This is a genomic window from Streptomyces griseiscabiei (assembly GCF_020010925.1).
GTDB classification, from domain to species: domain Bacteria; phylum Actinomycetota; class Actinomycetes; order Streptomycetales; family Streptomycetaceae; genus Streptomyces; species Streptomyces griseiscabiei.
The window spans coordinates 2534955-2547555 of the sequence record NZ_JAGJBZ010000001.1 but is presented as its reverse complement, the minus strand read 5'-3'; the positions used below and the strand labels follow the sequence as shown (position 1 = coordinate 2547555).

The 12601-nt window shown below is 72.9% G+C and carries 12 protein-coding genes; 7 read left to right on the top strand and 5 right to left on the bottom strand.

Going from position 1 to position 12601, the window contains the following annotated elements:
- Nucleotides 1–89: 89 nt before the first annotated feature.
- Nucleotides 90–701, top strand: coding sequence for a cupin domain-containing protein (locus J8M51_RS10985; protein WP_398856309.1), 612 nt, complete (start codon nt 90–92; stop codon nt 699–701).
- 236 nt (nt 702–937) lie between these two features.
- Here the strand turns inward: J8M51_RS10985 and J8M51_RS10980 are convergent, their stop codons facing one another.
- Nucleotides 938–1408 carry a winged helix-turn-helix transcriptional regulator gene (locus tag J8M51_RS10980; RefSeq protein WP_086763005.1) on the bottom strand — a complete coding sequence of 157 codons (471 nt, stop codon included), beginning with the start codon at nt 1406–1408 and terminating at the stop codon, nt 938–940.
- Nucleotides 1409–1511: 103 nt separating this feature from the next.
- Between J8M51_RS10980 and J8M51_RS10975 the strand changes: the two genes are divergently transcribed.
- Nucleotides 1512–2681: a thiolase family protein gene (locus J8M51_RS10975; RefSeq protein ID WP_086763006.1), complete on the top strand. Its 1170-nt coding sequence runs from the start codon at nt 1512–1514 to the stop codon at nt 2679–2681.
- A gap of 34 nt (nt 2682–2715) precedes the next feature.
- Here the strand turns inward: J8M51_RS10975 and J8M51_RS10970 are convergent, their stop codons facing one another.
- A complete protein-coding gene (locus J8M51_RS10970; RefSeq protein WP_086763008.1) occupies nt 2716–3513 on the bottom strand; it encodes a TVP38/TMEM64 family protein in 798 nt (265 codons plus the stop codon).
- A gap of 512 nt (nt 3514–4025) precedes the next feature.
- Between J8M51_RS10970 and tuf the strand changes: the two genes are divergently transcribed.
- The gene (gene tuf, locus J8M51_RS10965) at nt 4026–5207 is read left to right on the top strand and encodes an elongation factor Tu (protein ID WP_086763010.1); all 1182 of its coding nucleotides are present in this window, start codon (nt 4026–4028) and stop codon (nt 5205–5207) included.
- Nucleotides 5208–5300: 93 nt separating this feature from the next.
- Entirely contained in the window at nt 5301–6146 is an 846-nt protein-coding gene (locus tag J8M51_RS10960; RefSeq protein WP_086763012.1) for a spermidine synthase, read from the top strand.
- A gap of 62 nt (nt 6147–6208) precedes the next feature.
- On the opposite strand, the gene J8M51_RS10955 is transcribed toward J8M51_RS10960, so the two are convergent.
- Complete coding sequence (locus J8M51_RS10955; RefSeq protein ID WP_216587559.1) at nt 6209–7522, bottom strand: MFS transporter; 1314 nt, start codon at nt 7520–7522, stop codon at nt 6209–6211.
- A 128-nt stretch (nt 7523–7650) separates the two neighbouring features.
- A complete protein-coding gene (locus J8M51_RS10950) occupies nt 7651–8718 on the bottom strand; it encodes a hypothetical protein (protein WP_086756666.1) in 1068 nt (355 codons plus the stop codon).
- Between the two features lie 189 nt (nt 8719–8907).
- Between J8M51_RS10950 and J8M51_RS10945 the strand changes: the two genes are divergently transcribed.
- The 3 genes from J8M51_RS10945 to J8M51_RS10935 all read left to right on the top strand — a co-directional run bounded on the left by J8M51_RS10945 (nt 8908) and on the right by J8M51_RS10935 (nt 11884).
- Nucleotides 8908–9345: a DUF4442 domain-containing protein gene (locus tag J8M51_RS10945; RefSeq protein WP_086756664.1), complete on the top strand. Its 438-nt coding sequence runs from the start codon at nt 8908–8910 to the stop codon at nt 9343–9345.
- Between the two features lie 156 nt (nt 9346–9501).
- Nucleotides 9502–11115 carry a carboxylesterase/lipase family protein gene (locus tag J8M51_RS10940; protein WP_267299140.1) on the top strand — a complete coding sequence of 538 codons (1614 nt, stop codon included), beginning with the start codon at nt 9502–9504 and terminating at the stop codon, nt 11113–11115.
- 112 nt (nt 11116–11227) lie between these two features.
- The gene (locus J8M51_RS10935; protein WP_086763426.1) at nt 11228–11884 is read left to right on the top strand and encodes a DedA family protein; all 657 of its coding nucleotides are present in this window, start codon (nt 11228–11230) and stop codon (nt 11882–11884) included.
- 79 nt (nt 11885–11963) lie between these two features.
- On the opposite strand, the gene J8M51_RS10930 is transcribed toward J8M51_RS10935, so the two are convergent.
- Nucleotides 11964–12506: a gamma carbonic anhydrase family protein gene (locus tag J8M51_RS10930; RefSeq protein WP_086763424.1), complete on the bottom strand. Its 543-nt coding sequence runs from the start codon at nt 12504–12506 to the stop codon at nt 11964–11966.
- Between the last annotated feature and the right edge of the window lie 95 nt (nt 12507–12601).

Here is a 12601-nt window from a genome sequence, read left to right as displayed (position 1 = left end):
ACGAGGGGCTGCCGGGCGGGGTCGCCGTCTCGCATCTGTCCGTGTACGACTGGCCCGCGGCCGACGGGGTCTGCGGCGGAACTCCCCATATGCATCTGACCTGTTCGGAGGCGTACGTCGTCACCGGCGGGCGCGGGGCCGTGCAGACGCTGACCACGTCCGGGTACGAGGTGACGCCGCTGGCGCCCGGGACGGTCGCCTGGTTCACCCCCGGCACGATCCACCGGCTGGTCAACGAGGACGAGCTGCGGATCACCGTGCTCATGCAGAACAGCGGGCTCCCGGAGGCGGGCGACGCCGTCCTCACGCTGCCCCCGGAGTATCTGACCGACCCGGAGACGTACGCCGCCGCCACCCGTATCCCGGTGGACGCGCCGGAGGAGGAGCGGGAGCGGGTCGCCCGCGCCCGGCGGGACCTCGCCCTGGAGGGCTACCGGGCCCTGCGCGACGCCTCCGGCCCCGAGCCGCTCGCCGCGTTCCACCGGGCCGCCGCCGCGCTCGTACGGCCCCGGCTCGCGGAGTGGCGGGCGCGGTGGGAGCGGGGTGCGCGGGTCGCCGCCGCGGTGACCGGGGAGCAGTTGGAGCGGCTGGAGCGGGGGGACGTGTCGCATCTGGCCGACGCCGTCGTGCGGGCCGAGGGGCCGGTCGAGCACGGGAAGTTCGGGATGTGCGGGCGGTTGGACGTCTACAAGGGGGAGTAGAGGGGCGCCTTCCGGGGTGGGGGTGCCGTGGTGGAGCGGGGCGGCTGCGGGTCGTGGGTGGCTTGCCGCGCGGTTCCCCGCGCCCTTTGAGGGGGCTGGTGCGAGCGGGTTTCCCGGGGTGCCGTCGGGCATCGCCTTCCGGCTCGGGGTGTGGTGTGGTGGGGCGGCCGACGGTCGTGGGTGGCTTGTCGCGCAGTTCCTCGCGCCCCTTCAGGGCGCTCGTGTGAGCCCGGGGCTCAGCCGGCCGTCGGGCCCGTCACCTTCCAGCCCGGGGTCTGGGGGTGGGCCGTGAGGTCCTCGTGGTGGACCTCGGTGCCGCAGGCCTTGCAGGTGACGGTCGGGATCAGTTCGTTGCCGCAGATGTGTTCGATCACCATGGGGCGGTCGTCGTCTTTCCGGAGATGGCGGTCGCCCCATGCCATGAGGGTCATCAGGACCGGCTCCAGCTCCAGCCCCGCCCGGGTGGGCCGGTACTCGAAGCGCTGCGGGCGCTCGCTGTAGGCGTGCTTGTCCAGGATGCCCGCGTCGACCAGGCGGCGGAGCCGGGTCGCCAGCACGTCGCGCGGGGCCCCGATGTTGCGCGCCAGCTGGTCGAAGCGGCTGTTCCCCAGGCAGACCTCGCGCAGGACCAGCAGGGAGTACTTCTCGCCGACGATCGCCAGCGCGTCGGCGATGGAACAGGGGCGCGGATCACGGGAGGCGGGCATGAGCCCAGTCTAGGGGAGGGTTTGTTTTTCCAACTTATCGGGCTATGGTGAGTTCGGATTTCCTACTCACTGGTAGCCGCCCGGCAGCCCTGGAGGCCCGCTCATGCGTGACGCAGTCGTCGTCGAAGCCGTACGCACCCCGATCGGCAGGGGCAGGTCGAACGGCTCCCTCGCCCAGGTCCACCCGGTCGAACTCCTCGCCCACACCCTGCGCGCCCTCGTCGACCGCTCGGGCGTCGACCCGGCGCTCGTCGACGACGTCATCGGCGGCACCGTCGACCAGGTCGGCGAACAGGCCATGAACACGACCCGTTACGCCGTCCTCTCGGCGGGCTTCCCGGAGGCGGTGCCCGCGACCACGGTCGACCGGCAGTGCGGTTCCTCCCAGCAGGCCGTGCACTTCGCGGCCCAGGGTGTGATGTCCGGGGCGTACGACATGGTCGTGGCCTGTGGCGTCGAATCGATGAGCCGGGTGCCGATGTGGTCCAACGTGCCGCCCGGCAAGGACCCGTTCGGGCCCGGTGTGGCCGCGCGCTACCCCGAGGGGCTCGTACCGCAGGGCATCAGCGCCGAACTGATCGCCGCGAAGTGGTCGATCGGGCGCGAGGAGATGGACGCCTTCGCGGTGTCGTCCCATCGCAAGGCCGCGGCCGCCTGGGAAGCGGGCCGCTTCGACGCCGAGGTCGCCCCGCTGGACGGGGTGACACACGACGAGTGCGTACGGCCCGGCAGCACGACCGAGATCCTCGCCGGGCTCCGGCCCGCGTACCACGACCCCGCGTTCGGCGAGCGGTTCCCGCAGATCGAGTGGAACGTCACCGCCGGGAACGCCAGCCCGGTCAACGACGGGGCCTCGGCCGTGCTCATCACGTCCGGCGAGACGGCGGCCAGGCTCGGGCTGCGCCCGCTGGCCCGGCTGCACGCGTTCGCCGTGACCGGCTCCGACCCGCTGCTGATGCTCACGGGAGTCGTACCGGCCACCGAGAAGGTGCTCCGCCGCGCCGGGCTCACCGTCGACGACATCGACCTCTTCGAGGTCAACGAGGCGTTCGCCAGTGTGGTGCTCGCCTGGCAGCGGGAGACCGGGGCGGACCTGCGGAAGGTCAACGTCCACGGCGGCGCGATCGCCCTGGGGCACCCCCTCGGGGCGAGTGGGGCGCGGCTGACGACGACGCTGGTGCACGCCCTGCGGGAGCGCGGCGCCCGCTTCGGGCTGCAGACCATGTGCGAGGCGGGCGGGCTGGCCAACGCGATGGTGGTGGAGGCGGTGTGAGACGGGCCCCGGTGCGCGCGGCCGGGCCCGGGTCTCAGCGGGCCCGCAGGTGGTGGCGCTTGCGCCAGGCCACCGCCGCGCCGATCAGGGCCGGGATCGCGATGCAGGCCATGGCGATCAGGAAGGCGGGCGAGGTCGGGGAGGAGGCCCGGGCACCGGCCACGACGTAGGCGGCCGTATTCGGGACGGAGCCGAGGGCGGTGGCGAGCAGGAAGGGGAGGTAGCCCATACGGGAGACGGACGCGCAGTAGTTGGCCGCCCAGAACGGCACTCCCGGGAAGAGCCGGGCCGCCAGCATCGAGCGGAAGCCGTGGCGGCTGAGCTGTCCGTCCGCCGACTTCAGCCAGCGGTGGCGCAGCAGGGGCCGCAGGGCGTCCTGGCCGAGCATACGGCCGAGGCCGAAGGCGATACCGGCCCCGAGGACGGTGCCCCCGAGCGCCGACACCAGACCCAGCTGGGAGCCGAAGAGGGCGCCCGCCGCGATGTTGAGGATCGGCCGCGGCACGAACGCCACCGTGCACAGCCCGTACGCCACCGCGAACATCACCACCGCCGCGGCACCGCTCAGCTGGGGCGGCCAGCCGTCGGCCAGCAGCCGCTGCGGCTCGAACAGCAGGACCGCCGACACCGCGCCCAGCAGCAGCGCCACGAGCAGCGAGAACCGCGCCCACGGCGAGAGCAGCACTCTGCCCCAGCGGGCGGCGCGCCCCGGCGGCACGACGGGAGCGGCCGGGACGGAGGAAGCGGCCGGGACGGCGACGGCGAGCTCCGTGGCGGCGGCCCGGGGAAGGACCGTGGCGGTGCCCCCAGAGCGGGTGGTGGCATCGAGCATTCGACGACGGTAACCGACCCGTGTACGGGAATGCCGTACGGAACGTCTCACGGGGGTCACAACGAGCGGAACATCCGGCTCGTCCCGCACACCCCGACCGGTGTCCCGGCGGGCACCGCGCACCGCGCTGCCTGCGCCTTCCGGAACACGGCGCGGGCCGGGACCGCGTTCACCTCGCATGTCCTCCTGTGAAGGATCTCTCTTCCGCTCCCTCCGGGAACCCGCGCGTACCGAAAACCATTCGACGCGGGCCGACTTGTCGACGATGATCGGCCTCATGTTCCGGCACGCCTTCGTTCTCGCCGCATCCGCGACAGTCGCGGATGTGCCGAAGGCTGCCCTTCTCGCTGTCGTGGCCGCCGCAGACGGCGCCCGAAGCTGACCCTTCCCGGACATTCCGGCGGACCCCGCAGGGGGAGGGTCGGCAGAACCTCGGGGTCCCCGTCCCGGCCGCCGTTCCGCGCCGCCGGGGCCATCACTCAGTACCGCTGAAGAGGCTTCGAGGTACCGCCATGTCCAAGACTGCTTACGTCCGCACGAAACCGCATCTCAACATCGGCACGATGGGCCATGTCGACCACGGCAAGACGACCCTGACCGCCGCCATCACCAAGGTCCTCGCCGAGCGCGGGGCTGGCACGTTCGTGCCGTTCGACCGCATCGACCGCGCCCCCGAGGAGGCGGCGCGCGGCATCACCATCAACATCGCGCACGTCGAGTACGAGACCGACACCCGGCACTACGCGCACGTCGACATGCCGGGCCACGCCGACTACGTGAAGAACATGGTCACCGGGGCCGCGCAGCTCGACGGGGCGATCCTCGTCGTCTCCGCGCTCGACGGGATCATGCCGCAGACCGCCGAGCATGTGCTCCTCGCCCGCCAGGTGGGGGTGAACCACATCGTCGTCGCGCTGAACAAGGCCGACTCCGTCGAGGACGGCGAGGACAACGTGCTGATCGACCTCGTCGAACTGGAGGTCCGCGAGCTGCTCACCGCGCACGGGTACGGCGGCGACTCCGTACCCGTCGTACGGGTCTCCGGTCTCAAGGCGCTCGAAGGGGACCCGCGGTGGACGGCGTCGATCGACGCGCTGCTCGACGCGGTGGACACGTACGTCCCGATGCCGGAGCGGTATCTGGACGCGCCGTTCCTGCTGTCCGTGGAGAACGTCCTGACCATCACCGGCCGGGGCACCGTCGTGACCGGGGCCGTCGAGCGCGGCACCGTCCATGTGGGCGACCGGGTCGAGGTGCTCGGCGCCGAGGTGGAGACCGTCGTCACCGGCCTGGAGACCTTCGGCAAGCCGATGGCGGAGGCGCAGGCCGGGGACAACGTCGCGCTGCTGCTGCGCGGGGTGCCCCGGGACTCCGTCCGGCGCGGTCATGTCGTGGCCGCGCCCGGAAGCGTCGTGCCCAAGCGGCACTTCACCGCCCAGGTGTATGTGCTGTCGGCGCGGGAGGGGGGCCGTACCACCCCGGTGGCCACCGGGTACCGGCCGCAGTTCTACATCCGTACCGCGGACGTGGTGGGCGACGTCGACCTCGGGGAGGTCGGGGTCGCGCGGCCGGGGGACCGGGTCACGATGAGTGTGGAGCTGGGCCGGGACGTTCCGTTGGAGCCCGGGCTCGGGTTCGCGATCCGTGAGGGCGGCCGGACCGTGGGGGCGGGGACCGTGACGGCCGTCCAGTAGGGGGTGTGCGCACGTGGGGGACCGCGGGCCGCGTGGCCGGCCCGCGGTCCCCCACGCCCCTTCCGGACCGCTCCCTGCAGCAGAATGGGCACCGTGAACGAAGCCATACCCGTCTCCCGTGCCATCGATCAGGGCACCGCCAAACTCATGCCGGACGTCGACCGGGAGCGGGCCTGGCTGCTGACGGTGGACGGGGCGCCGCAGTCGTACGTGGACCTGGACGAGCCGACGCACCTGGAGTTCGAGTACGCGCGACGGCTCGGTCATGTGCTGGACACGGTGGCGGAGCCGGGGCGGGCGCTCGACGTGCTGCACCTCGGCGGGGGCGCGCTGACCCTGCCCAGGTATGTCGCCGCCACCCGGCCCGGGTCCCGGCAGGAGGTCGTCGAGTACGACCGGGGTCTGCTGGAACTGATCGTCGAGCAGCTGCCGCTGCCCGGCGACGCGGCCATCGCGCTGCACGGCGCGGACGCGAGGGAATGGCTCGAAGCGGCCCCCTCGGACTCCGCCGACGTGGTCGTCGGCGACGTGTTCGGCGGCTCACGCGTCCCGGCGCATCTGACGACCGTGGCGTACGCGCGGGCCGCCGGACGGGTGCTGCGCGCGGACGGGGTGTATCTCGCGAACCTGGCCGATGCCGCGCCCTTCGCGTTCGTACGGTCCCAACTGGCCACGCTCGCCACGGTGTTCGAGGAGCTGGTGCTGATCGCCGAGCCGGGTGTGCTGCGCGGCCGGCGGTTCGGGAACGCCGTGCTGGTCGCCGCCCACCGGCCGCCCGACATCGCCGCCCTGGCCCGCAGGACCGCCGCCGACGCCTTCCCGGCCCGGGTCGAGCACGGCCCGGCGCTGCGCGCCTTCATCGGCGGCGCCGCGCCCGTCCGCGAGGAGGACGCCGTACCGTCGCCGGAGCCGCCCGCCGGAGCCTTCGGCATCGGCTGAACCGGGATCGCCGAGTGCCGTGCCGCGGGTGCGACGCGGCAGCGGCGGGGGCGGGGGCGGAGTCAGGCTCGGCTGTGGGACTCGGGTCCGGGCTCGGGGCGGGGGCCGGGCTCGGCTTCGGGCTCGCCCGCCGGTTTGGCCAGGGCCACCGGGACCGTGCGCCGGGTCAGGTTCCGTACGTCCCGTACGCCGAGGACCGCCGCCGTGGCGGCCACGCACAGCGCGGCGCAGCCCCACAGGGCCGCCGTACGTCCGAAGGTGCTCTCCGCCGGACCCGCCAGCGCGGCGGCGAGCGGCACCATCGCCACCGAGCCGAACCAGTCGTAGGCCGCGACACGGGACAGCTTGTCCTCGGGGATCTCCTGGTGCAGCGCGGTCATCCAGGAGACGCCGAACACCTCGATCGACAGACCGCTGACGAACATCGCGACGCACAGCACGGAGATCGGCGCCGGGACGGCGAGCGCGGCGGACGGCAGGGCGAACGGGAACACGCACAGGACGCCCACGAGGAGGAGACGGCGCGGTTTCCAGCGGGTCATGAGCAGTGCCCCGACGACGTTGCCGGCCCCGAAGAGGCCGAGGGCCAGGCCCCAGGGACCGGGTCCGCCGAGGCTGTCGCGGGCGACCTGGGGGCCGTAGACCGCGTCGGCGGCGACGATGACCGCGTTTACCAGGGAGAACTGGACGACGATCGCCCACAGCCAGGTACGGCCGGTGAACTCCCGCCAGCCGTCCCGGAGATCGGCCAGCATGCCGTGGCCCGGCTCGCGGTCCGGTATGTGGCTGACGTCGAGGAACGCGCGCAGCGCGCCGGCGAACGCGAACGCGGCGGCGTCCACCGCGAGCACCCAGCCGGGGCCGATCACCGCGACCATGGCGCCGCCGAGGGCCGCGCCCGTCATGGTCGCGCCCTGCGAGGCGAGACGGAACAGCGCGAAGGCCCGGCCCGCCTGTTCGGCGGTGACCGAGGAGAGCAGCATGCCCTCGGCGGCCGGGTTGAAGAACGCCTGGCCGGTGCCGCCGAGCGCGGAGAGCAGCATCATCTGCCACAGGTCGGCCGTGCCGGTGATCACCAGCACGGCGAAGACGGCCTGGGAGAGGCAGTTGAGGGTGTTCGCCGCGACCATCACACGGTGGCGGGGCAGACGGTCCGCGATCGCGCCGCCGATCAGCAGGAACAGCACCAGCGGGAGGGTGCGCGCCGCCGCGACCAGGCCGACGTCCCCGCCGTCGCCGCCCGACTCCAGGACCGCGAACGCGGCCGCGATCAGGGCGCCGTGGCTGCCCAGGTTGGTGACGACCGCGGCCGTCGTCAGGAGGGTGTAGTTGCGGCCGGCCCAGGCGGGGCGGCGGAAGGCGGCGGGAGTCGTCACCCGCCGACTATCCCCGCCCCGGCCCCGCCTGCCAAAACGTTTTCGCGTGCGCTGTGGCCGGATCGGGCCGGACCCGGACCCGGGACCACGCGGGGCCGGTCACCGGGGCGGCCCCGCCGTCCGCCGGCTCAGCCGCCCGTCGGCTCGCCGTACAGCCGTACCGTGCTGAGGATCTTCTTCACCGTCGCGTCCGGGACCTCGTCGGCGACGCCCTTGGCGCCGTGGAAGGTCCAGGAGACGTAGTCACCGGCGGAGTTCTTGAACGCGAACGTGGTCGCCTTGCCGTCGGAGTCGCACTTGCCCTTCTTGGCGACACCCTTCGAGTACGTGGTCGCGACACTGCCCTCGACACCGGACGCCGTGGTGTACGCCTCGGCCTTGCCGATGGTCAGCTTCTTCTTGGAGGAGTCCTTCTGGTCGGTGTACCCGCCGAAGACCCACCACGCAGCGTCGTTGCGGGCGATGTCCTCGGTGCCCTTGGCGCCCTGCTGGCCCTTGGTGCCCGCGGCGGCGAGGGAGCTCGAACTCTCGTTGCCGTCCTTGTCGTCGTCGGACACGCACCACTTCTCCTTGAGGATGGCGGGTGCCGACATGCCGATGAGGACCGACCCGTCGCCCTTCTTGTCGTCCTCGAAGCCGATGAAGGTGTCCGGCGACTGGACGTCCCACTCGGGGGGCACGTCGAAGGCCGTACCCCACTTGGGGTTGACGACGACCTTCCAGCCCGCGACGGTCGGCTTCGCCCCGGCGTCCTCACCGCGCGGATTGTCCTCCGTGCTCTCGGACGCGGTCGGCGAGGGGGAGGACGAGGAGGAGGACTGGGTCTTCGAGTCGTCCTTGTCGCCGTCGCCCCCGAGCACCAGGAAGCCCGTCACACCGGCCGCCACGACGACGGCCGTGGCCGCGACGATCGCGATCAGCTTCGTCCGGTTGCCGCCGCCTCCGCCCGGCGGGACCGGCGGGCCCGCGGGCCCCTGGGCACCCCACTGCGGTTGCTGCCCGTACTGGGCCTGCTGGCCCGTCGACTGGTACCCGGGCTGCTGGTAGGGGTTGGGTTGCTGGTACCCCGGCTGTTGGTATCCCGGCTGTCCCGGTTGCCCCGGCTGTCCCGACTGGTCGTACCCCGGCTGCTGGTACGGATTCGGCTGCTGCGGTTGGTGCTCGCCCCCGGGCGGCTGCTGCTGTCCTGGCCACATGGCTCGTAACCATAGATGTGCCGGGGGCCGGGGTGCCACGGGAGTCCACGAAGAGCCTTTGCAGTCGGGACGAACGGCTCCAAAACGCCGGGGTACGACGACTTCCGGGCCGCCACGGGTCCTTCACTCCGGCACCTCTGGCCAGGATTGGCTACTCGCGGGTAACATCGCGCCATGAGCGCAGACCAGATGTCGATCGGCGAGATGCTCGCCGCCACCGTGCCGATGGCCAGGACCCTGAAGCTGGAGTTCCTGGAGGCCACGCCGGAGAGGGCTGTGGTGGTGCTGCCGGACCAGGGCGAGTTCCACAACCACGTCGGCGGGCCGCACGCCGGCGCGATGTTCACGCTGGGTGAGACGGCGAGCGGGACGATCGTGCTCGCCGCGTTCGGGGACCAGCTCTCCCGGGCGGTGCCGCTCGCGGTCGGCGCGGAGATCGCGTACCGGAAGCTCGCGATGGGCCCCGTCACGGCCACCGCCACGCTCGGCCGCCCCGCCGCCGAGGTCGTCGCCGAACTCGACGCCGGACAGCGCCCCGAGTTCCCCGTCACCATCGAGATCCGGCGCGGTGACGGTGCCGTGACGGGCGAGATGACCGTCGTCTGGACACTGCGCCCCAACTCCTGAGCAGGGGCCCCGCCCCTCGCCGCCCTCCCGCACCCCGAACAGGGTGGCGGGGGCGGCTTGTTCCCGTCATTGACACGAGTCACTGTCGCCTCTAGTTTCGCCGCCGACACATGCGCACGACGTCCGTCCGACGCCCCCACGAAGGAGTGACGGCTCATGTCAGAGACCGTGTCCCGGCGTTCAGGCACCCTGCGCCCGAGACGGCGGGATCCCGTCCCGAGGCGGCTGGGCCCGGTGGTCACCGTCCTGGCCGCCGCCCTCGCCGCCGCCCTGCTCACCCCCGCACCGGCACGGGCGGAGAGCTCGGGGTCGCCCCTCGTCCGCACCGGCTCCGGCTGGGTCCGGGGCGAGAACACCGCCGAGGGCCGGCAGTTCCTCGGCATCCCCTACGCCCAGCCGCCCGTCGGGGACCTCCGCTGGACCGAGCCCCGGCCCGTCCGCCCCTGGCAAGGGGTGCGGGAGGCCCGCGAGTTCGGCGACAGATGCGCGCAGACCGCGAGCTGGGACCCGGGCTACGAGCAGCCGACCCACACCGAGGACTGCCTCGACCTCAATGTGTACACACCGCGCGGCGGCGCCCAGCGGCCCGTCATGGTCTGGCTGCACGGCGGCGGACTGACCGCGGGCGCCGGTGAGGACGTCGTGCCGGACGCCTTCGCCCGCCGTACCGGCACGGTCGTCGTGACCGTCAACTACCGCCTCGGCGCCCTGGGGTTCCTCGCCACGTCCGACCTCGACGCCGAGGCGCGCGACGGGGTCTCCGGCAACTTCGGGATGCTCGACCAGCAGGCCGCACTGCGCTGGGTCCGGGCCAACATCGGCCGCTTCGGCGGCGATCCGGCCCGGGTCACCGTCGCCGGTGAGTCCGCGGGCGGCCGTTCGGTCTGCACCCAGCTGGCCTCGCCCACCGGGAAGGGCCTCTTCCGCGCCGGGATCGTGCAGAGCGGCGCGTACGGCGACTGCGCGGGCCGCACCCGGGAGGCGGCGACGGCCCAGGGGCGGACCTTCCTCGCCCGGCTGGACTGCGCGGACGTGGCCTGTCTGCGCGGCCGGTCCGCCGAGGAGATCCTCGCCGCCCAGGCCGGGCTGAACTGGGGCCCCGTCGTCGGCGGCGCGTTCCTGCCCGTACAGCCGGCCCGGGCCTACGCCGAGGGCGCGGCGGCGGGGGTGCCCGTGCTCAACGGCGCCAACCAGGACGAGGGCCGCCTCTTCGCCTTCGCGCGCTTCGACGGGGCCGGTGCCCCGCTCACCGCCGAGCGGTACCCGGCCGTCGTCCGGGCCGAGTTCGGCGAACGCGCCCTGGACCGCTACCCGCTCGCCGGGTACGCCTCGCCCACCCTGGCCTACGCCGCCGTCCAGGGCGACCAGCTCTTCGCCTGCTCCGCGCTGCGGCTGAACCGGACCCTCGCCAAACGCGGCCCGGTCTACGCGTACGAGTTCGCCGACCGCACCTCCCCGCCCTTCGCCTCGCTCCGCGATCTGGGCACCGACTTCGACTTCGGCGCGACCCACGTCAACGAGGTGCAGTACCTCTTCCGGCACTTCGGCCTGGAGTCACCGCTCGACGCCGGGCAGCGCCGGCTCGCCCGCCAGATGACCGACTACTGGGGCTCCTTCGTCCGCGACGGGGTGCCCAGGGCCGCGGGCCAGCCCGCGATCCCGGCCGGGGGCGGCGAGATCCTCTCCCTGCGGACCGCCGGACAGGGCGGCAACGCACTGAGTGCGACCGTGCACGGTGAGCACCGGTGCGACCTGTGGGACAACCCGTAGGCATCCGGCGCCGTCCGAGTAAGCGGGTAGGCTGCCCCGGCGTGCGCTCCGCCGCGACCGTACGCCGGGGGCCTTGAGATCCGTTTGATCCGCTGCACGGGAGGAACCGGCTTTGCACGTCCAGGAGTGGCTCGAAACAGTGCCTCCGCTCGCCATCTATCTGCTGGTGGGACTGGTCATCGGCCTGGAGAGCCTGGGCATTCCGCTGCCGGGCGAGATCATCCTGGTCTCCTCCGCGCTGCTCGCCTCCCAGCACGGCGAGATCGACCCGTTCGTCCTCGGTGCCTGTGCCACCGCCGGCGCGATCATCGGCGACTCCATCGGCTACGCCATCGGCCGCAAGGGCGGGCGCCCGCTGCTGGCCAAGCTCAGCCGGCGGTTCCCCAAGCACTTCAGCGAGAGCAACATCGCCGTCGCGGAGCGCTCCTTCGACCGGTGGGGCATGTGGGCCGTCTTCTTCGGCCGCTTCATCGCCCTCCTGCGCATCTTCGCCGGGCCCCTCGCTGGCGTCCTGCAGATGCCCTACTGGCGCTTCGCCGTCGCCAACGTCCTCGGCGGCATCCTCTGGGCCGGCGGCACCACCGCCGTCATCTACTACGTCGGTGTCGTCGCCGAGGCCTGGCTCAAGCGCTTCTCCTGGCTGGGCCTGGTCCTGGCGGTCCTGATCGGTGTCACCTCGATGCTGGTGATCAAGCGCAAGGCGAAGAAGGCGGCGGAGAAGGCGGAGGCGTCGGAGGGGGATCTGGTGGCCGCCGGGGAAGCCCGGTAGGCCCAGCGGGGGCGCGGGGCCGTGTCGCCGTACGGCTCCGCCGCGTGGGCCGACCGGCCTCCGCCCACCCGCTGACGGTCTAGGCCCCGTACTCCTCCTGCGCCTTCCGGTGCGCCACCGCCAACTCCGTGTAGTGCGTCCCGTTCAAGGTCACCAACTCCCGCTCCTCGTCGGTGAGGGGCCGCTTCACCTTCGCCGGCACCCCCGCCACCAGCGAACCCGGCGGCACCCGCATCCCCTGCGGCACCAGTGCCTGCGCGGCCACCAGCGACCCCGCCCCGATCACCGCGCCGTTCAGCACCGTCGCGCCCATCCCGATCAGACAGTCGTCCTCGACGGTCGCACCGTGCACCACCGCGTTGTGCCCGATCGAGACCCGCTCGCCGATCGAGACCGGGAAACCGGGGTCCACATGCAGGGTGCAGTTGTCCTGCACGTTGGCGTCCACGCCGATGACGATCGGCTCGAACTCGGCCCGCAGCACCGCCCCGTACCAGACGCTCGACCCCGGCCGCAGCGTCACGTCGCCGATCACCACCGACGTGGGGGAGACGAACGCCGCCTCCTCCACGTCCGGCTTCCTGCCGCCGAACGTCGTGATCAGGGCCCGCTGCCGGTTCATCGCCGCCTCCAGATGCTGGGTGAAGATCAGTCCTCACCCGCACCGTAAGCCATGGGACGGGCCCCGCGTGGGGTGAAGATCACAGCTCCATGACG

Excerpts from the sequence above, each read along its gene's own strand:
- J8M51_RS10985 (WP_398856309.1), top strand. The coding sequence starts at position 90 with ATGCATCTGACCTGTTCGGAGGCGTACGTCGTCACCGGCGGGCGCGGG.
- J8M51_RS10980 (WP_086763005.1), bottom strand. The coding sequence starts at position 1,408 with ATGCCCGCCTCCCGTGATCCGCGCCCCTGTTCCATCGCCGACGCGCTG.
- J8M51_RS10975 (WP_086763006.1), top strand. The coding sequence starts at position 1,512 with ATGCGTGACGCAGTCGTCGTCGAAGCCGTACGCACCCCGATCGGCAGG.
- J8M51_RS10970 (WP_086763008.1), bottom strand. The coding sequence starts at position 3,513 with ATGCTCGATGCCACCACCCGCTCTGGGGGCACCGCCACGGTCCTTCCC.
- tuf (WP_086763010.1), top strand. The coding sequence starts at position 4,026 with ATGTCCAAGACTGCTTACGTCCGCACGAAACCGCATCTCAACATCGGC.
- J8M51_RS10950 (WP_086756666.1), bottom strand. The coding sequence starts at position 8,718 with ATGTGGCCAGGACAGCAGCAGCCGCCCGGGGGCGAGCACCAACCGCAG.
- J8M51_RS10945 (WP_086756664.1), top strand. The coding sequence starts at position 8,908 with ATGTCGATCGGCGAGATGCTCGCCGCCACCGTGCCGATGGCCAGGACC.
- J8M51_RS10940 (WP_267299140.1), top strand. The coding sequence starts at position 9,502 with ATGTCAGAGACCGTGTCCCGGCGTTCAGGCACCCTGCGCCCGAGACGG.
- J8M51_RS10930 (WP_086763424.1), bottom strand. The coding sequence starts at position 12,506 with ATGAACCGGCAGCGGGCCCTGATCACGACGTTCGGCGGCAGGAAGCCG.